General features: G+C 59.1%; 16 protein-coding genes. 9 read left to right on the top strand and 7 right to left on the bottom strand.

Annotation, left to right across the window (positions count from 1 at the left end; genetic code table 11):
- Window positions 1-2 precede the first annotated feature (2 nt).
- From hycC to hycA, 3 genes are all read right to left on the bottom strand, one after another.
- On the bottom strand, window positions 3-1,829 hold the full coding sequence (hycC, locus tag ABLV12_RS01865; protein ID WP_064397924.1) for a formate hydrogenlyase subunit 3: 1,827 nt from the start codon (window positions 1,827-1,829) through the stop codon (window positions 3-5).
- The gene (locus ABLV12_RS01860) at window positions 1,826-2,434 is read right to left on the bottom strand and encodes a 4Fe-4S dicluster domain-containing protein (RefSeq protein ID WP_023321498.1); all 609 of its coding nucleotides are present in this window, start codon (window positions 2,432-2,434) and stop codon (window positions 1,826-1,828) included. The genes hycC and ABLV12_RS01860 overlap by 4 nt, the downstream gene beginning before the upstream one ends.
- An 82-nt stretch (window positions 2,435-2,516) precedes the next feature.
- Complete coding sequence (gene hycA / locus ABLV12_RS01855) at window positions 2,517-2,966, bottom strand: formate hydrogenlyase regulator HycA (RefSeq protein ID WP_004104858.1); 450 nt, start codon at window positions 2,964-2,966, stop codon at window positions 2,517-2,519.
- A 208-nt stretch (window positions 2,967-3,174) separates the two neighbouring features.
- Here hycA and hypA point away from each other — a divergent pair, with 208 nt between their 5' ends.
- The 7 genes from hypA (at window position 3,175) to ABLV12_RS01820 (ending at window position 10,196) form a co-directional block, all read left to right on the top strand.
- Complete coding sequence (gene hypA / locus ABLV12_RS01850; RefSeq protein ID WP_004114752.1) at window positions 3,175-3,519, top strand: hydrogenase maturation nickel metallochaperone HypA; 345 nt, start codon at window positions 3,175-3,177, stop codon at window positions 3,517-3,519.
- Window positions 3,520-3,526: 7 nt separating this feature from the next.
- Entirely contained in the window at window positions 3,527-4,399 is an 873-nt protein-coding gene (hypB, locus tag ABLV12_RS01845) for a hydrogenase nickel incorporation protein HypB (RefSeq protein WP_064343701.1), read from the top strand.
- Window positions 4,390-4,662, top strand: coding sequence for a HypC/HybG/HupF family hydrogenase formation chaperone (locus ABLV12_RS01840; protein WP_004104861.1), 273 nt, complete (start codon window positions 4,390-4,392; stop codon window positions 4,660-4,662). The genes hypB and ABLV12_RS01840 overlap by 10 nt, the downstream gene beginning before the upstream one ends.
- Entirely contained in the window at window positions 4,663-5,784 is a 1,122-nt protein-coding gene (gene hypD, locus ABLV12_RS01835) for a hydrogenase formation protein HypD (protein WP_004114762.1), read from the top strand.
- Window positions 5,781-6,791 (top strand): hydrogenase expression/formation protein HypE, encoded by a 1,011-nt coding sequence (hypE, locus tag ABLV12_RS01830; RefSeq protein WP_016809470.1) that lies wholly within the window; start codon window positions 5,781-5,783, stop codon window positions 6,789-6,791. Before hypD ends, hypE begins: the two co-directional genes overlap by 4 nt.
- Before the next feature lie 258 nt (window positions 6,792-7,049).
- Window positions 7,050-9,122 carry a formate hydrogenlyase transcriptional activator FlhA gene (gene flhA / locus ABLV12_RS01825; protein ID WP_004104864.1) on the top strand — a complete coding sequence of 691 codons (2,073 nt, stop codon included), beginning with the start codon at window positions 7,050-7,052 and terminating at the stop codon, window positions 9,120-9,122.
- 117 nt (window positions 9,123-9,239) lie between these two features.
- Window positions 9,240-10,196 carry an alpha/beta hydrolase gene (locus ABLV12_RS01820; protein WP_348866741.1) on the top strand — a complete coding sequence of 319 codons (957 nt, stop codon included), beginning with the start codon at window positions 9,240-9,242 and terminating at the stop codon, window positions 10,194-10,196.
- 119 nt (window positions 10,197-10,315) lie between these two features.
- Here ABLV12_RS01820 and ABLV12_RS01815 read toward each other — a convergent pair whose 3' ends face one another.
- The 4 genes from ABLV12_RS01815 to ABLV12_RS01800 form a co-directional block, all read right to left on the bottom strand.
- Window positions 10,316-11,716: a glycoside hydrolase family 1 protein gene (locus ABLV12_RS01815; RefSeq protein WP_016809472.1), complete on the bottom strand. Its 1,401-nt coding sequence runs from the start codon at window positions 11,714-11,716 to the stop codon at window positions 10,316-10,318.
- Between the two features lie 54 nt (window positions 11,717-11,770).
- Window positions 11,771-13,963 (bottom strand): CBM35 domain-containing protein, encoded by a 2,193-nt coding sequence (locus ABLV12_RS01810; RefSeq protein ID WP_348866748.1) that lies wholly within the window; start codon window positions 13,961-13,963, stop codon window positions 11,771-11,773.
- Window positions 13,964-13,977: 14 nt separating this feature from the next.
- A complete protein-coding gene (locus tag ABLV12_RS01805) occupies window positions 13,978-15,315 on the bottom strand; it encodes a carbohydrate porin (RefSeq protein ID WP_004104869.1) in 1,338 nt (445 codons plus the stop codon).
- A 223-nt stretch (window positions 15,316-15,538) separates the two neighbouring features.
- The gene (locus ABLV12_RS01800) at window positions 15,539-16,810 is read right to left on the bottom strand and encodes a PTS cellobiose transporter subunit IIC (protein WP_016809474.1); all 1,272 of its coding nucleotides are present in this window, start codon (window positions 16,808-16,810) and stop codon (window positions 15,539-15,541) included.
- A 174-nt stretch (window positions 16,811-16,984) separates the two neighbouring features.
- Here ABLV12_RS01800 and ABLV12_RS01795 point away from each other — a divergent pair, with 174 nt between their 5' ends.
- Together ABLV12_RS01795 and ABLV12_RS01790 are read left to right on the top strand one after the other, a co-directional pair.
- On the top strand, window positions 16,985-17,299 hold the full coding sequence (locus ABLV12_RS01795; protein ID WP_004104871.1) for a PTS sugar transporter subunit IIB: 315 nt from the start codon (window positions 16,985-16,987) through the stop codon (window positions 17,297-17,299).
- A gap of 9 nt (window positions 17,300-17,308) precedes the next feature.
- Window positions 17,309-18,631, top strand: a complete 1,323-nt coding sequence (locus ABLV12_RS01790) for a PTS cellobiose transporter subunit IIC (protein ID WP_004104872.1) — start codon at window positions 17,309-17,311, stop codon at window positions 18,629-18,631.
- Window positions 18,632-18,652: the final 21 nt, after the last annotated feature.

The raw sequence follows: 18,652 nt of genomic DNA, 5'->3' as shown, positions 1-18,652 counted from the left end.
TCTCAGGCTCCTCGGGAAATCACAATCACCACCAGTACCGCCAGCTCCACCAGCGCCACGCCGCGAAACAGCGCGGGCGCGGAAGCGTTCTGCCAGCCGGGTACCAGGCGCACCGGGTTCAGCCAGTGGCGCAGCTTGAGAATTGGCGCAAAAGCCTCTTTCACCGGCATGGCGAAACCGTGGGCGGTCACCACCATGGATTTTTCATGGTCATAGCCGCAGACCCAGGCCGCGCCGCGCGAGCGCGCCGGCAGGCGATCGCCCTTAAAGAAGATCATCAGCAGCAGCGGCAGCAGCGGGCAGGCAATCAGCAGAATGGCGATCAGCGGCTGAGACACCACGCTGGAGACCTCCGCCTGCACCGGAAACGCCCCGCTCACCAGCGGCAGCAGCCACGGCGCGGCAACCCCGCCAATCACGCAGCAGACGGCGGCCAGCACCACGCTAAAGGTCATCAGCCCCGGCGCGCAGGTGGCGTTTTCCGCCTCTTTGCTTCGCGGCGCGCCGAGGAAGGTGACGCCGTAGACTTTCGCCATACACATCACCGCCAGCGCGCCGGTGATCGCCAGGCCCACCGCCAGCAGCGGCCCAAGCAGGCGGCCAACAAACGCGTCGCCGGTGCTCAACTTAAAGAAGGACTGATAGATAACCCACTCTCCGGCGAAGCCGTTCAGCGGCGGCAGCGCGGCCATCGCCATCAGACCCACCAGCATCGAAAGGGAAATCAGCGGCATTTTCTTGCCGATCCCGCCAAGCTTTTCGATATCGCGATGGCCGGTGCGGAACCACACCGCTCCCGCGCCGAGGAACAGAGTAGTTTTAAACAGGCTATGGTTGATCAGGTGATACATGCCGCCGATAAAGCCCAGCACCATCAGGGTTGGGTTATGGGTCGCCACGCCGGTGACGAATGCCCCGAGGCCGAGCAGGATAATGCCGATGTTTTCCAGGGTGTGGTACGCCAGCAGGCGCTGAATATTGTGCTCCATCAGGGCGTACAGCCCGCCGACGAAGGCGGTGATCATCCCCAGCACCAGCAGCATCACGCCCCACCACAGCGGCGGAACGCTGCCGGCCAGCGAGACCGTCAGGATGCCGTACAGACCGACCTTCATCACTACCGTAGAAAACAGCGCGGCAGCCGGAGCGCTGGCGCCAGCGTGGGCCTGCGGCGCCCAGCCGTGCAGCGGAATGACCCCGGCCAGCAGCGCAAAGCCGATCAGGCCCGGCAGCCACAGTAGCGCGTTTTGCGGCGCCGCCACCGCCAGCCGGGTAATCTGCCCCAGCTCAAGAGTGCCGTAGGTCGACCAGACCAGCCAGCAGCTCCACGCCATCAGCAGCGTACCGAGGCGTCCCAGCGCAAACCACAGCTTGCCGGACTGCGCGCAGCCGGTAAGAAACGCGGCGCAAAGGGCCATAATTTCCGCCATCACCACCAGCGCGCCGAAGTTCGTCACCACCACGGCGCAGACGGCGGCGGCCAGCAGGAGATTCACCAGCAGACCGTTGGCTTTAACCTGCGGATGACGATGCCAGGCGATATTGAACAGCGAAATCGGCAGCGCCGACAGGCCGATTGCCAGCAGCCACAGCGCATTGACGCCGCCAACGCGCAGGGGCAGGTGCAGCATTTGCAGCATGCCGGAGCTGACGCGATCCGGCATCAGCAGCGCCGTTCCGCCCGCCAGCACCAGCATCGCGCTGGCGACCGCGCCGCCAATCCCGGCGATCGCCCCGCTCAGCGGTTTGCGCAGAGCGAACAAAAACGCCAGCACCGCGCTGGCGGCGTACCAGGCCACCGCCTGATTCACTAAGGAAATCACACTCATTTCACGTCCCCTTGTTGCGCCTGGAACAGCGACAGATCGCCGAGGTCGGTATTAAAAGTCAGCTGCCGCTTACGCTTGCTGGCCTGGGCGATATCGCGGATATCCACCAGCAGCAGCGCTTTGGTCGGGCAGGTGCGCACGCACGCCGGGCCTTCCTCATCGAAGTGGCACAGGTCGCATTTGACGGCGATAGCGCGTACGCCCGGCACCCAGTCGAGCAGCGAGCTGACGCGCGCCGGGGCCGGCGGCGCGGCGGGAGCCATCGGCGTATTGGCGTTAGCCGGAATATCCAGCGGGCGGCTGCCGGAAAACTCAATGGCGCCGAACGGACAGGCGATGCCGCACAGCTTGCAGCTTACGCACAGGCTCTCATTGAGCTGCACCGCGCCATCGACGCGATTAATGGCGTTAACCGGGCAGACGGCGGCGCAGGGCGCATCTTCACAGTGGTGGCACATCTGCGGCGCGGATTCTTTTTCATTGCGCATCAGCCGTAGCCGGGGCATGGCTTGCAGGCCCTGCTGGCGGTGAGTCTCAGCGCAGGCGGCTTCGCAGGTGCGACAGCCGATACAGACGGTGGAGTCAGCAATTACAAAACGGTTCACCGGGTCATCCTCAGGTGAAAGTCATTTTTGACGAAAACAGGTTGCGCAGGTGTCAGCTTCGACACTTGTCGACACCTGACGATTAACGGGCCAGCGTCAGGTGGTTTAAATCCACCGGCTGGTCTTGTTCGATAGCCTCGTAGAGACGGTCATAAACGCTGGCGATAGTCGCCAGATAGTGCTCCAGAACCTGCTCGCGATCGCGGTTGCTGATCCGGCCATCAATGGTGCCGTCTGAGCCCAGCGTGGCCTGGGCAATCAGCCGTCTGTCGCCGCCGTCTTTACTCTCTACGTAATACTCGATGGTGTGGCTGTTAAAGCCCTCCGCCAGCGCCACGTAAACCTGAAAATGGCCAAACAATACGAAGCACAGCTCTTTATCCGGCGCGCAGCTCATCGCATGATGCAAACGCGCTTTCGACAGGGTTATCCCCTGTACCAGCGAGTTGCAGTAGGTATGCCACTGCTCCTGATGCTGGCGGTGACGATCGGCGATGTAGTCCGCCTTTTCACTTAATTCCCAAATAGTCATCCCGGATCCCCCGTTGTATGAGATGCACCGGTTAAGCATTTTTCATGCCAAAAATTAATTAATTGATTTTTAACGATTTTAATAAATTCATCCTATAAGAAAGACATGTCGATGACGATGTCTGAGCGGTGTCATCGACATTTTTATGACATTACTTATGACCTGGCATCGTTATTGCATTAATGGGCCATCGCGATACGGAGGCACCATGCACGAAATCACCCTTAGCCAGCGGGCGCTGGAAATTATCGAACAGCAGGCGCTGCAGGCCGGCGCGCGTCGGGTCACCGGCGTGTGGCTGAAAGTGGGGGCATTTTCCTGCGTGGAAGCCAGCGCGCTGACCTTCTGCTTTGAGCTGGTGTGCCGCGGCACGCTGGCGGAAGGCTGTGAGCTGCATATCGCCGAACAACAGGCTGAATGCTGGTGTGAATCCTGCCAGCAGTACGTGCATCTCATCTCACAGCACGTGCGCCGCTGCCCGCAGTGTCAGAGCGACCGGCTGCAAATTGTGGCGGATGACGGCTTACAGATTCAGCGACTAGAAGTGGAGTAATAAGATTATGTGTACAACCTGCGGCTGCGGTGAAGGCAACCTTTATATAGAAGGCGACGAGCATAACCCGCATTCGGCGTTTCGCAGCGCCCCCTTCGCGCCCGCCCCGCGCCAGATGATGACCATTACCGGCGTGAAAACCGATAACTTTTCCCCCACCCGTTCGGAGAATGGCGACCTGCACTATGGTCATGGCGAAGCGGGTACCCATGCGCCGGGCCAGAGCCAGCGGCGGATGCTGGAAGTGGAAATCGACGTCCTGGATAAAAACAACCGTCTGGCCGCCCGCAACCGCGCGCGCTTCGCCGCCAGGAGCCAGCTGGTGCTGAACCTGGTCTCCAGCCCCGGCTCCGGCAAAACCACCCTGCTGACGGAAACCCTGCTGCGGCTGAAAGAGAAAACCGCCTGCGCGGTCATTGAAGGCGATCAGCAAACGGTGAACGACGCCGCACGCATCCGCGCCACCGGCACTCCGGCGATTCAGGTCAACACCGGCAAAGGCTGCCATCTCGACGCGCAGATGATCGCCGACGCCGCGCCGCGCCTGCCGCTGGCGGACCACGGCATTCTGTTTATCGAAAACGTCGGCAACCTGGTGTGTCCGGCAAGTTTCGACCTCGGCGAACGTCATAAAGTGGCGGTGCTGTCGGTAACCGAAGGCGAAGACAAACCGCTGAAGTATCCGCATATGTTCGCCGCCGCCAGCCTGATGCTGCTTAACAAGGTCGACCTGCTGCCGTATCTCAACTTTGACGTAGAGAAGTGTCTGGCCTGCGCCCGCGAGGTGAACCCGGATATTGACATTATTCTGCTTTCCGCCACCAGCGGCGAAGGCATGGACCAGTGGCTTCGCTGGCTGGAGGCGCAGCAATGTGCATAGGCATACCCGGACAAATCTGCGCTATTGACGGCAATCTGGCGAAGGTCGAAGTGTGCGGCATTCAACGCGAAGTCGACCTGACCCTGGTGGGCGCAGTTGACGATCGCGGTCAGCCGCGTCTCGGCCAGTGGGTGCTGGTCCACGTGGGTTTTGCCATGAGCGTGATTAACGAAGCCGAAGCCCGCGACACCCTCGAGGCGCTGCAAAATATGTTTGAAGTCGAGCCGGACGTCGGCGCGCTGCTGTACGGCGAGGAGCGGTAAATGCGTTTTGTTGATGAATACCGCGCTCCGGAACAGGTGATGCAGCTGGTGGAACATCTCCGGCTGCGCGCGCGCCTACTGCCGCATACCGCCGAACGTCCGCTGCGCATAATGGAAGTGTGCGGCGGCCATACCCACGCTATTTTTAAATTTGGCCTCGATCAGCTGCTGCCGGAAAATATTGAATTTATCCACGGCCCCGGCTGCCCGGTGTGCGTGCTGCCGATGGGGCGTATCGACGCCTGTATCGATATCGCCAGCCGTCCGGGGGTGATTTTCTGCACCTTTGGCGACGCCATGCGCGTGCCGGGAAAAAACGGCTCGCTGCTGCAGGCAAAATCGCGCGGCGCCGACGTCCGCATCGTCTATTCGCCGATGGACGCCCTGAAGCTGGCGCAGCAGCACCCCGATCGAGAAGTGGTATTCTTCGGTCTCGGCTTTGAAACGACGATGCCCGCCACCGCCCTGACCCTGCGTCAGGCCCGCGAGCGCGGCGTCGGGAACTTTTACTTTTTCTGCCAGCACATCACCCTGCTGCCGACCCTGCGCAGCCTGCTCGACCAGCCGGATAACGGTATCGACGCTTTTCTCGCCCCCGGTCACGTCAGCATGGTGATTGGCACTGATGCTTACGGGTTTATCGCCAGCGACTATCACCGTCCATTAGTGGTGGCCGGATTCGAACCGCTTGATCTACTGCAAGGCGCGATGATGCTGGTTGAGCAGACAATAGCGCAGCACAGCGAAGTGGAGAACCAGTATCGCCGGGTGGTGCCCGATGAGGGCAACCCGCTGGCGCAGTCGGCCATCGCCGACGTGTTTTGCCTCAGCGGCGATAGCGAGTGGCGCGGTCTGGGGGTGATTAACGACTCCGGCGTGCACCTGACGGCCGCGTATCAGCGTTTCGACGCAGAAGCGCATTTCCGCCCGGCGCCGCAGCGGGTCTGCGACGACCCGCGCGCCCGCTGCGGCGAGGTGCTGACCGGCCGCTGTAAACCGCACCAGTGCCCGCTATTCGGCAATACCTGCAACCCGCAGAGCGCATTCGGCGCGCTGATGGTCTCATCGGAAGGCGCCTGCGCCGCCTGGTATCAATATCGCAGTCAGGAAATCGAAGCATGAAAAGCGTTCAGTTAGCCCATGGTAGCGGCGGTCAGGCGATGCAGCAGCTGATCGGCGACCTGTTTATGCAGGCTTTCGCCAACCCCTGGCTGGCGGAGCAGGAAGATCAGGCGCGTCTCGATCTCGCTCAGCTTAGCGCGCAGGGCGACAGGCTCGCCTTCTCCACCGACAGCTACGTTATCGATCCACTGTTTTTCCCCGGCGGTAATATCGGCAAGCTGGCGGTCTGCGGCACGGCGAACGATGTGGCGGTGAGCGGCGCGCTGCCGCGCTATCTCTCCTGCGGGTTTATTCTCGAAGAGGGACTGGAGATGGCCACCCTCGAAGCGGTGGTGAGCAGCATGGCGCAGACCGCGCGGGAAGCCGGTATCGCCATTGTGACCGGCGATACCAAAGTGGTGCCGCGCGGGGCGGCGGATAAGCTGTTTATCAATACCGCCGGGATCGGCGTCATCCCCACCGGTATTCGCTGGGGAGCGCAGCAGATTAGCGCGGGAGACGTGCTGCTGGTCAGCGGCACGCTTGGCGATCACGGGGCAACGATCCTCAATCTGCGCGAACAGATGGGGCTGGACGGCGCGCTGTCCAGCGACTGCGCGGTGCTGACGCCCTTGATTCAGACGCTGCGCGACGTAGCTGGCGTGAAAGCCCTGCGCGATGCCACCCGCGGCGGCGTTAACGCGGTGGCCCATGAATTCGCCGCCGCCAGCGGCTGCGGAATAGAGCTGCATGAACAAAAGCTGCCGGTTAACGATACCGTACGCGGCGTGTGCGAGCTGCTGGGGCTGGACGCGCTTAATTTCGCCAACGAGGGTAAGCTGTTGATCGCCGTTGCCCGCGAGGCGGCGGAAAGCGTACTTGCGCATTTACGGTCTCATCCATTAGGCCGCGATGCGGCGATAATCGGCGACGTTGTGCCGCGCGCGGGCGTGCGCTCTGTCGGTCTGTACGGCGTCAAACGCACGCTGGATCTTCCTCACGCCGAGCCGCTGCCGAGAATTTGTTAACGAGATTCAGGCGCTTTCCCGGAGGCGGCGCGATGCGCCTGTCCGGGCTACCCTAACCCGGATCGCACGGACCTGTAGCCCGGACAGATGCGCAGCATCGCCTCCGGGGAAAAATCAGGATCTCTGTATGATTATCCAGCCCAAACCAGCGGGCACCCACGGATGGGTTAATGGCGGTCACAACCGCTTTATTAACAGACTATTATTTGTGTCATCACTTTCTTCTGCGCCGCTTTGCGGCGCTTTTGGACTTAAGCAATGTCGTATACACCGATGGGCGATCTTGGGCAGCAGGGTCTGTTTGATATCACCCGCATTTTATTACAGCAGCCGGACCTGGCCGCGCTGAGCGAGACGCTGACCGGCCTGGTGCAGCAGTCCGCGCTCGCCGACCGGGCGGCGATTATTCTGTGGCATTCCGGCAATCATCGCGCTATCCGGCACGCCTGCGACGACGCGGGGCAGCCGGTGAGCTACGAAGATGAAACCGTCCTCGCCAACGGCCCGGTTCGACGCCTGCTATCGCGTCCGGATGCGCTGCATTGCGATAGCGCCACCTTTGCCGAAACCTGGCCGCAGCTCGCCGTAAGCGGACTCTACCCCAACTTTGGCTATTACTGCCTGCTGCCGCTGGCGGCGGAAGGGCGTATCTTCGGCGGCTGCGAATTTATTCGCGACGACAACCGGCCGTGGACCGAAAAAGAGTACCAGCGGCTGCACACCTTTACGCAAATCGTTGCCGTGGTCACCGAACAGATCCAAAGCCGGGTCAGCAACAACGTCGATTACGACCTGCTGTGCCGGGAACGCGATAACTTCCGCATCCTGGTGGCGATCACCAACGCGGTGCTCTCGCGGCTGGATATCGATGAGCTGGTCAGCGAAGTGGCCAAAGAGATCCACCGCTACTTCCGCATCGACGCCATCAGCGTGGTACTGCGCAGCAACCGCAAAGGTAAGCTCAATATCTACTCCACCCACTACCTCGACGCCAGCCATCCGGTACATGACCAGAGCGAAGTGGACGAAGCCGGTACCCTGACCGAGCGGGTATTCAAAAGCAAAGAGATGCTGCTGCTCAATCTCCACGAGCACGACCCGCTGGCGCCGTACGAAAAAATGCTTTTCGAGATGTGGGATAACAAAATCCAGACTCTGTGCCTGCTGCCGTTGATGTCCGGTAATACTTTGCTTGGGGTGCTGAAGCTGGCGCAGTGCGATGAAAAAGTCTTCACCACCACCAACCTCAAGCTGCTGCGGCAAATCGCCGAGCGCGTCTCGATCGCCATCGACAACGCCCTCGCCTACCGCGAGATTCAGCGGCTGAAAGAGCGGCTGGTCGATGAGAACCTCGCCCTGACCGAACAGCTCAACAACGTTGAGAGCGAGTTTGGCGAAATCATTGGCCGCAGCGAGGCCATGAACAGCGTGCTCAAGCAGGTGGAGATGGTGGCGCAGAGCGACAGTACGGTGCTGATCCTCGGCGAAACCGGCACCGGTAAGGAGCTGATTGCCCGCGCTATTCATAACCTGAGCGGCCGCAATAGCCGCAGGATGGTCAAAATGAACTGCGCGGCGATGCCAGCCGGGCTGCTGGAAAGCGACCTGTTTGGCCACGAGCGCGGCGCTTTCACCGGCGCCAGCGCCCAGCGTATCGGCCGTTTCGAACTGGCGGACAAAAGCTCGCTGTTTCTCGATGAAGTGGGCGATATGCCGATTGAACTACAGCCGAAACTGCTGCGCGTGTTGCAGGAGCAGGAGTTCGAGCGTCTCGGCAGCAATAAGCTGATTCACACCGACGTGCGCCTGATCGCCGCCACCAACCGCGATCTTAAACAGATGGTCGCCGATCGCGAGTTTCGCAGCGATCTCTACTACCGGCTGAACGTCTTCCCGATCCATCTGCCGCCCCTGCGCGAACGGCCGGAGGATATTCCTCTGCTGGTGAAGGCCTTCACCTTTAAAATCGCCCGCCGCCTCGGACGCAATATCGACAGCATTCCGGCGGAGACGCTGCGCCTGCTTAGCCGCATGGAGTGGCCGGGTAACGTGCGCGAACTGGAGAACGTCATTGAACGCGCGGTGCTGCTCACCCGCGGCAGCGTGCTGCAGCTTTCACTGCCGGAAATGAGCCTCGAGACTGAGCCGCTGCCGGCAGAAGTGCTGCCGGAAGAGGGCGAAGACGAATACCAGCTCATTGTCCGGGTGCTGAAAGAGAGTAACGGGGTGGTCGCCGGGCCGAAGGGCGCGGCCCAGCGTCTGGGATTAAAGCGCACGACGCTGCTTTCGCGCATGAAACGGTTGGGTATTAATAAAGACCAGCTGCAGTAGGCATAACCTTAAAACGCTGTTTCATTTTATTTTTAATGAAACAGCGTTCTGTGAGACAACTCGCTTTACCCGTTCCTGATGAATGATAAATAAGCTTTTTCCTTAATGGAGATGCTTATGACGCGTTTACCTCTGGCCGCCGCCATCGCTTTGCTTTTGGCTTCTCCGGCGGCATTTTCCTCTCTCCCCACCTTTTCTGTCTGGCCCGGCGGTGAAGCCCCCGGCGCGAAAAACAGCCCGGCGAGCGAATCGCTGATAGAGCGCAGCAAAGATCCCTCGCTGCCCGATCGCGCGGTCACCGGGATTCGTGCTCCGACAATTACCGTTTACGCACCGGAGAAGCCCAACGGTATTGCACTGCTGGTGACGCCGGGCGGCTCTTACCAGCGAGTGGTATTGGATAAAGAGGGCAGCGATCTCGCGCCGGTATTTAACGCCCGTGGCTATACCCTGTTTGTCATGACCTACCGGATGCCGGCGGACGGTCACGCAGAAGGCAGCGAGGCGCCGTTGGCCGATGCGCAGCGCGCGCTGCGTACCCTGCGGGCGCGGGCCGCCGAGTGGCATATCGACCCGCATAAAATCGGCATTATGGGCTTTTCCGCCGGGGGGCACGTGGCGGCCAGCCTGGAGACCCGGTATAGCGAACCGGCTTACGTCGCCGTGGACGCAGTTGATCGGCAGAGCGCGCGGCCGGACTTCGCGGTGCTCGGCTATCCGGTGATTTCGATGGATCCGGCGATTGCCCATCCCGGATCGCGCAAGGCATTGATTGGCGAAACGCCGACAGCGGAGCGGCAGCATCGTTATTCACCGGAGCAGAACGTCACGCCGCAGACGCCGCCAACCTTTATTTTCCACGCGGTAGACGATCCTTCCGTGCCGGTGGATAACGCGCTGGTGATGTTTAACGCCCTGCGCGCGCAGCAGGTGCCGACCGAGCTGCATCTGTTCGCCGAGGGGAAACACGGATTTGGTATTCGCGGGACCCGGGGCCTGCCCGCCGCCGAATGGCCGCAGCTGGCGATGAACTGGATAGCTTCGCTGGCGGAAATGAACAAATCGCGCCAATAATCCCCGGTGGGGATGACTTCGTGGAGGCGATGCTGCGCATCTGTCCGGGCTACAAGTTCGTGCGGTTTGGTAGCCCGGACAGGCGCGTCAAGCGCCGCCTCCGGGGGGATTTTGCCGGGCTATTTATCAGAACTGAAGCCGTTGCTGGTCGCCAGTTCGGCAAACCACAGCGCGTTGCGCTTTATCAGCCGCTCTCCGGTTTGCAGGTCGAGCCGCCAGAAGCCGTAGCGGCGCTTGAACGAGTTAATCCACGACCAGTTATCGATAAAGGTCCACTGATGCACGCCAAAGCAGTTCGCGCCGTCGGCAATGGCGCGATGCAGCTGCACCAGATGCTCTTCCATCAGGCCGATGCGGAACGAATCGTCAATCACCCCGTCCTCGCCCGGCTCGCCTTCCGACTCGATATCCATCGCGATACCAATTTCCGCGAGGAACCACTTTATATTGCCGTAGTTATCGCGAATATTGGCGGCAATGTCATAAATCGCCTGCGGCAGAATCTCATTATTATCGCGATATGGATTAAAGCGCCCTTGCGGATTCACATAGTTTTCGAAATAGAACTCCGGGGTGAAATAGTCCAGCGTATAGTCGCTTTCGCGCGCTTTCACCCGCCGCGGAACATAATAGTTAACGCCGAGAAAATCGACGCGCGATCCGGTAATCAGCTCAACGTCGGCTTTTGTCACCTCCGGCAGACAGTCGTGCGCGGCCAGAATTTCGCACAGCTCTTTCGGGAACTGATGTTTCACCAGCGGATCGAGAAAGCTGCGGTTGAAGAACAGATCCGCATACCACGCCGCTTTTTGGTCTTCCGCGCTGTCGTTGCGGGTATAGGACGGCGTCAGATTCAGCACCACGCCAATCTCGCTTTCCAGCGCCAGCGCGCGAAACTCGCGCACCGCTTTGGCGTGGGCCAGCATAATGTTAAACGCCACCTGCGCCGCCAGACTGCCGTCTTTCTTGCAGGGATAGTGGAAGTCATACAGATAGCCGCCCTCAACCGGCACAATCGGCTCGTTGAAGGTGATCCAGTATTTCACTTTGTGCCCAAACAGCTCAAAAGCGGTACGGGCAAAACGCGCGAAAAGATCGGTCACGTGCGCCGACTCAAAGCCGCCGTACTGCTTTTGCAGCGCTTCCGGCATGTCAAAGTGATAGAGGTTGATCATCGGCTCGATGCCGTTTTCAATCATCTCATCCAGGTAGGCATGATAAAAACGTACCGCGTCCGCATTGGGCGCGCCGGTTTCGAAGTCATCAATCAGCCGCGACCACTGTATCGAGGTGCGAAAAGAGTTGAACCCGGTCCGCTTCATCAACGCCACGTCCTGGGGATACTGATGGTAAGTGTCGCAAACCGTTTGCGGCCCAATCTGCTGATAAAAACGTTCCGGCTGTTCGGCAAACCAGCTATCCCAAATAGAACGATGCGGCTTGTTGCTTATCCCTTCCGTTTGCGGACCGGATGCCGCCGCGCCCCAAAAAAAACCTTCCGGAAACTGATACCGGGTCATAACGCCTCCTGTAAGTTAAAAAAGGCCGCGCCCAACGGGCGCAGCCAATAAGCACTACTCTGCAACCACTTCAATCGATTTGATAAACATGTAGCCCCAGTCGCCGGCGAATTTACCGAAGTCGATGCGGTTATCGCCAGCCTTCAGCTCCACCGGCACCCGCAGCTGCTGGCCCTGTTCATCGGTTTGCGGGAATTCAACCGCGATTGGCGCGCCGCCGTTGACGATAAACGAGTTTTTCTTGCCGCCCCATTTGCCGCTGAACGTCACCTGCAGCTGATACTTGCCGGCCCACGGCGCGGCAACCTGCCAGCTCACCTTATCGCCATCGTTGGCGAACGGCCCGAGGAAGCCGTCTTCGTCAATCGTCAGCGCGTCTTTCTCGCTTTTCCCCGCCTCGATCTTGCCATCGGTCACGTTCACAACCCCGGCGCTAAAACGGCAGTAATCAGCGGGCGCTTTCCCGACGGCTTCTGTCACCGTGACCTTTACGGTTTTACTGCTTTTGAGCAGACCATCATCGGCGCTAAAGGTCAGCACGTATTCACCGGGGGCGCTAAACCAGGCGCGGGTTTCGGCTTTATCCGTCGCGCAGATATGGGCCTGCGCGTTGCCGCCGTTGCTCCAGCTCACCTTAACGTTGCCATCCGGCAGCCCGTCATCGCGCCAGCTCGCGCTGAGCTGCACGCCCTGGTCCTGGCTGGTGGTGAGCGTTTCCACCAGCGTGACTTCCGGCGCCTGATTCGCCTGGGTGTGCTTCGCGCTAATCACGTTCGAAGGCGATGAACTGCCGCTCTCGTTTTTAGCAATGACGCGGTAATAGTACGTATTCCCCAGTTGCAGACTGCGATAGTCATCGCGGAACAGATCCATTGTCTGCGGGTTCCACTCGTTTACGCCGTCCGAAATATCGCGCCCCACGATCTTCCACGGTCCGGATGCCGAATCGGCGCGCTCGACATCATAAGCGCGCCCTACCGCCGCCCCCAGCCAGTTGATCGCAAACGGTGAATCCGTCGCCCGCAGCTTCGGCGCATCCGGCTTCGGCAGCGGCGGCGCTTTCTCCTGCCCGTTCATCTGCGCCGCGGCGGTCCGCACCAGATCGACTACCTCCATCTCCTGATTGGCTTTACCGTCGACCGGGAAGCCCGGCAAATGGTAGCTGTAGTGGCCGGTGGACTCTTTATGCCAGTAGAAACCGCCATCGTGACGATGACCGCGGAAGCCCCAGATTAAACCGCCCGCCGCCTGCGCGCCGTTGACTTCGCTATGGACGATCGACTGCATAATGGCGTTAAGCTGCTGCGCATCCAGCAGGCCAAATTCGCCCACCATATAAACTTTCTTACCCGCGGCCACCGTCAGGTCTTTTTTCACCTGATCGGGATGGTTGTTATCGGCATTGGTGTAGTAGTGGTTGCTGACGATATCGACATGGGGATCGTTAAGCGCAAACGCATTAATTTTCTTATAGGTGCCATCCACCACCAGCTGATGCGGCGCCCACTTTTTGATCCATGCGGCGGTCTGCTGAAGGAACGCCGCGTTGGTATCCTCCAGCTCGTTGCCGGTCTCCCAGGCCATAATCGCTTTTTCGTCATAGTAAGGGCGCCCGGTTACGCTGTTGGTACGGGTGATAACCTGACGAATCACGTCCAGATAGGCCTTGAAGGTTTTACTGTCGGTACGGTAAAAATCCTCCGGCTTTTCGTGGTAGAACGCCGCCAGCTGCTCGCGACCGCCCCACCACCACCAGTGATCGATAAACGGCAGAATCAGGCGCAGACCCTGTTTGTCCGCCTCGGCGATCATGTTGTCGTACACCCGCATCGCCTTTTCGTTCAGGCGCGGCATGCCGTCGGCGGTTTCCGGGGCCAGAATATGGGTTTCGCGACCGCAGGCCTCGTCAAACGTCTGCTGCACCGAGAGCACGTATACCCGCTGCGCCCTGGCGCCGGTTTGCACCAGCGCTTTAATCCAGTTTTCCTGTTCCTCCGCCGTCGGCCAGCGGAAGTATTGCCCCCAGCCGCGCGAGTCGGCTTTACAGGTGCCGCGCGCGTCGTCTTCAATACGATGCAGCTCCGGCGCATGAATGCCCGCAAAGCGGAACACCTTGTCGCCATCTTTTAACGTCGCGCCGTCGCGGGTAATAAAGTGTTCAAAGTGCGACTGCTCCGCGGCCATCGCGCCTGCGCTTCCCAGCGCCGAAAGCAGCGCGACGAGCATCAGTTTTTTCACCGGCTTAATCATCGTATCTCTCCTCAGAACCAGACTTCAGCCTGCACGCCGAAGTTCAGCGTATCGGTGTCGCCGCTGCGCGAGTAGCTACCAGCGGAAAGGGTATTGGTGCTCCAGTCGTAGTTGCCGTCCAGCGCGTCGGAGACCCCTTTATCCCACTTCGCGTAAGTGACGAAGAAGCGCAGCTGCGGGCGCGTCCAGAAGCCGGAATCAAAGGTCAGGGTCGGCGCGATGGTCACTTTAGTCAGGCCGCCTTTGCCTTTGCCGTCCACGCCTTTGTAGTTTTTATCGTCGAGATATTCGTAGCCCAGCTCGTACTGCATGGCGAAGTTTTTGGTGATCTGCTGATACGGGCGGATCCCCGCCACCCAGCTGGTGCGCCCCCAGCCTTCGGCGTCTTCCGTCCACCAGCGGTAGTTTTTGTCTTTCTGATAGTAGGCAAACGTGGAGATTTCCCAGTCGCCGAGCGAGGCCATGTTATCCAGCACCACGCGCCAGGATTGGGTATCGTCGAGGTTTGCCCAGCCCCAGCCGTTTTTACCCAGCGAGTCTCCCGCCGCCAGGCCGCGTCCGTACTGGAAGACCACGCGAGAGTAGCCGCCGGTCAGGCCGTAAAAGCCGTCAAAGTTGTAAACGCCGGTCACGCCGTAGCCTTTTTCCGCCGAGGTCGGGTGCTTCTCGTTGCGGTTCATGTGGTGGCCAATCAGCTCAAGATCGAAGCCGGTGCCGCCGATCTTTTTCAGCCACAGGTTGAGCGAGTAGTCATCCGGATAGCCCTGATCGCCTTTGTCGACCGGGTAGGCTTTGGTTTCGTCCGTCGGCGAGAAGGCGTAAACCCCGGCATCGAAGCGCGCGAAGCCAAGATCCATATTGTCGAAGCCGCCGCCGGTGCCGTTGTACTGAATGTACTCCCAGTCAAACTGATGGCTGGAGGTGTTGGAGCTGCTGTAGCGCTTACCGGCCCAGAAGGTCATCTCCGGGGCAAAGTCGAGGTTGGACAGTTCGGCAAAACCTTCGCGGAACTGCACATCATGCCCGTCGTCGTCCTGACAGTTCCAGTCAGAGGTACATTTTGACTGATGGGTGATGTTGGCCTGGACTTTTGCCACCACGCCGCTGTCCGAGGTTAACGTCACCGTTGGGATCAGTTCGATCTTGGTATCTTCTTCGTTGCCCAGACGCCACTTGCCGTCCGGCATCAGGCCAACGGAGTCAGCGCGATTGCCGTCGGCGTTGGCAAGGATCCCTGAACGGATATAGCCATGCAGCATAAAATCGTACTTCGGATCGGCGCTGGCGCAGTCGCTCATCACCGCAAGGGCAAGTAAAGACAGAGGTATTGAATGATTTAGCCTGATCATTTTTTATCCTTGGTTATTTTTTTATTAACACTGCCTGAGAACGGGAGGAAATTTACGGATCAAAAAAGGAAATGTACATCCACAAACGGAAAGCGCTTTCCGTAATTGCCGGATGAGTTCACAAATTTAACGATAGCGGGCAAATATTCGTGATGGAGTTCACATATTCTGGCAGAAATAAAAAAGCCCGCGCAGGGCGGGCTGGGGCAGACAGGCGAAAAGCTTAGCGTTCAGCGTCGGCAAGCTGGCGTTCGTAGACCTTAAAGAACGGGCGATAGAGCATCCAGGCGTTAAAAATAGCGAACAGGCACATGCATAAGTTTTTCCAGCTACCGTTGGCTGACCACGCCGCGCCGAGCGGCGCCGGCATCGACCACGGCAGCATCGCCACCGCCCGGTCGAGAATCCCCAAATGGGTTAAATACCAGGCGATACAGGCATTTATCAGCGGCACAAAAATAAACGGCAGCAGAAAAACCGGGTTCATGATAATCGGAAAGCCGAACAATATCGGCTCATTAATGTTAAACAGCGAGGGAAGCAGGCCAATTTTCCCGACGCTTTTCAACTGCCGGGAACGGCTACGCATCGCCATAAAAACCAGCGGCAGGGTCGAGCCGATACCGCCGATTAACAGGTAGAAATCCCAGAATCCCTGCAGGTAAATATGCGGTAACGTGGCGGAACCGGCGGCCAGCGCCTGCTGGTTTTCAAACAGATAGGTCATCCAGAACGGGTTCATGATCCCGGTGATAATTAGCGCGCCGTGAATACCGACAAACCAAAGCAGGTTGCAGATAAATAACGATATTAAGACCGCGGTTAGGGTATCGGAGGCCACCACCAGCGGCCGCACCGCTTCGCTAATCAGCTCCGGTAAAATGCGCCCGGTGCTTTGCAACAGCAGCGCGTTAATGACGCTAATAGAGAGCATCACCACCAGCAGCGGAATCAGTAGCTGAAAGCCGTTACGGGTCATCACCGGTACCTCTTCCGGCAGGCGGATGCACCAGCCTTTCTTATAGAAAAAGCGTACAATTTCAATGGAGTAAGTACTCGATATCAGCGCGGTAAAAATCCCCATTCCGCCAAGAAAAATATTGGTCGCGCCGTTGTCGCGAAAGCCGATAAACAGCAAAAACGCCAGGCAGCCGGTCAGCCCGCAGAGACGCTCCGGTAGCCGGTACTGCTTGGCAAGACTGGCGCTGGCGCCGAAGGCCACAATCAGCGCCACCAGCCCGATAGTCAGTTCAAAAGTCGGCAGCAGAATAGGCCGCAGCTGGAAATAGAACTGGCCAAAGGCCGATGCGCCGTCGATGGAAACGGGCGGAAACAAAATCGGCACCAGCAAACTTCCGACGATCACAAACGGCATAGCCAGCGCAAAGCTGTCGCGCATCGCCGTAATGTGGTTATTGCGCGTCAGAACGTTGGCCAGCGGCGCCAGCCGCTGCTCGATGATATCGACGGCAACATTCATTAACTGAATGTTCATAATCCTGCCTTTCAGAAGAGAGTAGTCGCCAGGATGATCGCGCACTCCTGTGTAAAGTAAAAGCCCGTCATAGGTGATCGTGGTCACAATAAATAAATCCACAAACGGAAAGCGCTTTCCGTTTTATATCCGTTGTGACTATAGTCGGCGCATCCCACTCATCAGGAGCGATATATGAAAAAGATAATGTTGTGCTGTTCCGCGGGCATGTCCACCAGCCTGCTGGTGAAAAAAATGATCGCCGAGGCCGAGCAGCGCGGGTTGCCGGTAGAGATCAACGCCTTTGGCGTCGCGGAGTTCGATCAACAGGTCGGCCATTACCAGGTGGTCCTGCTGGGGCCGCAGGTGAAATACATGCAGAAAGATCTGCAAAAACAGGCTGATAAATACGGGATCCGCGTGGAACCCATCAACATGATGGATTACGGCATGCAGAAAGGCGGCGCCGTGCTGGATTTCGCGCTTTCCCTTATCGATAACAAAAACTAAGGAAAGATCATGAGCTCTCTGTACGCGAAGCTGATCGCCGTGATTGAACAGAAGATCACGCCTATGGCGGGGGCGATCGGCCAGCAAAAATACGTCACCTCCATCCGCGACGGTTTCATTACCGCCCTGCCCTTTATGATCGTTGGCTCGTTTTTGCTGGTGTTTATCTTCCCGCCGTTCTCCCCGGATACGACGTGGGGCTTTGCCCGCGCCTGGCTGCAATTTTCGCTCGATCATCGCGATGCGCTGATGCTGCCGTTTAACTTCAGCATGGGGGTGATGACGCTGTTTATCGCCGTCGGGATCGCCGCCAGCCTGGCGAAGCACCATAACCTGGACTCGCTGACCGCCGGGATGCTGTCGCTGATGTCGTTTCTGCTGGTGGCCGCGCCGCTGAAAGATGGCCAGATCTCTACCGCCTACTTCTCCGGCCAGGGGATCTTTACCGCAATTCTGGTGGCGATTTACTCTACCGAGCTGTACGCCTTTCTCAAACGCCATAACATTACGATCCGTCTACCGCCTGAAGTTCCGGCGGGCGTGGCGCGCTCGTTCGAGATCCTGATCCCGGTGCTGGCGATCGTGCTGACGCTGCATCCGCTGAACCTGTTTATCGAAGCGCAGCTGGGCATGATCATCCCGGAAGCGATCATGTCGCTGGTGAAACCGCTGGTGGCGGCGTCCGATACCCTACCGGCGATCCTGCTGTCGGTACTGGTGTGCCAGGTGCTGTGGTTTGCCGGCATTCACGGGGCGCTGATCGTCACCGGGATTATGAATCCGTTCTGGATGGCGAATCTGTCGATCAACCAGGCGGCGATGGCCGCAGGCACCGCGATTCCACATATCTATGTCCAGGGCTTCTGGGATCACTATCTGCTGATCGGCGGCGTCGGCTCCACCCTGCCGCTGGCGCTGATGCTGCTGCGCAGCAAGGCCGTGCATCTGCGGACGATTGGCCGGATGGGCGTGGTGCCGGGCGTATTTAACATCAACGAACCGATTCTGTTCGGCGCGCCGATCATCATGAACCCGCTGTTCTTCCTGCCGTTCGTGCTGGTGCCGATGGTCAACGCGACCCTGGCCTACTTTGCGCTGAAGCTGGACCTGGTCAGCCGCGTGGTGTCGATGACGCCGTGGACGACGCCGGCCCCTATCGGCGCCTCCTGGGCGGCAAACTGGAGCTTTAGCCCGGTGATCATGTGCCTGATTTGTATGGCGACGGCGATGGTGATGTATCTGCCGTTCCTCAAAGCCTACGAAAAACAGCTGCTGGAGCAGGAGCACGCTAACGCCGCCGCCCAGGCTGAAGGCGCGCCGCAGTCCGCATAATTCATACTATTCAGAGGTTTG

It is taken from the genome of Klebsiella sp. CN_Kp100, from assembly GCF_040065315.1.
In the GTDB taxonomy this organism is placed as follows: domain Bacteria; phylum Pseudomonadota; class Gammaproteobacteria; order Enterobacterales; family Enterobacteriaceae; genus Klebsiella; species Klebsiella oxytoca.
This window is presented reverse-complemented; position numbering and strand designations above follow the sequence as displayed.

Excerpts from the sequence above, each read along its gene's own strand:
- hycC (WP_064397924.1), bottom strand. The coding sequence starts at position 1,829 with ATGAGTGTGATTTCCTTAGTGAATCAGGCGGTGGCCTGGTACGCCGCC.
- ABLV12_RS01795 (WP_004104871.1), top strand. The coding sequence starts at position 16,985 with ATGAAAAAGATAATGTTGTGCTGTTCCGCGGGCATGTCCACCAGCCTG.
- ABLV12_RS01815 (WP_016809472.1), bottom strand. The coding sequence starts at position 11,716 with ATGACCCGGTATCAGTTTCCGGAAGGTTTTTTTTGGGGCGCGGCGGCA.
- hypA (WP_004114752.1), top strand. The coding sequence starts at position 3,175 with ATGCACGAAATCACCCTTAGCCAGCGGGCGCTGGAAATTATCGAACAG.
- ABLV12_RS01820 (WP_348866741.1), top strand. The coding sequence starts at position 9,240 with ATGACGCGTTTACCTCTGGCCGCCGCCATCGCTTTGCTTTTGGCTTCT.
- hypB (WP_064343701.1), top strand. The coding sequence starts at position 3,527 with ATGTGTACAACCTGCGGCTGCGGTGAAGGCAACCTTTATATAGAAGGC.
- flhA (WP_004104864.1), top strand. The coding sequence starts at position 7,050 with ATGTCGTATACACCGATGGGCGATCTTGGGCAGCAGGGTCTGTTTGAT.
- ABLV12_RS01800 (WP_016809474.1), bottom strand. The coding sequence starts at position 16,810 with ATGAACATTCAGTTAATGAATGTTGCCGTCGATATCATCGAGCAGCGG.
- ABLV12_RS01805 (WP_004104869.1), bottom strand. The coding sequence starts at position 15,315 with ATGATCAGGCTAAATCATTCAATACCTCTGTCTTTACTTGCCCTTGCG.
- ABLV12_RS01790 (WP_004104872.1), top strand. The coding sequence starts at position 17,309 with ATGAGCTCTCTGTACGCGAAGCTGATCGCCGTGATTGAACAGAAGATC.
- hypE (WP_016809470.1), top strand. The coding sequence starts at position 5,781 with ATGAAAAGCGTTCAGTTAGCCCATGGTAGCGGCGGTCAGGCGATGCAG.
- hypD (WP_004114762.1), top strand. The coding sequence starts at position 4,663 with ATGCGTTTTGTTGATGAATACCGCGCTCCGGAACAGGTGATGCAGCTG.
- ABLV12_RS01840 (WP_004104861.1), top strand. The coding sequence starts at position 4,390 with ATGTGCATAGGCATACCCGGACAAATCTGCGCTATTGACGGCAATCTG.
- hycA (WP_004104858.1), bottom strand. The coding sequence starts at position 2,966 with ATGACTATTTGGGAATTAAGTGAAAAGGCGGACTACATCGCCGATCGT.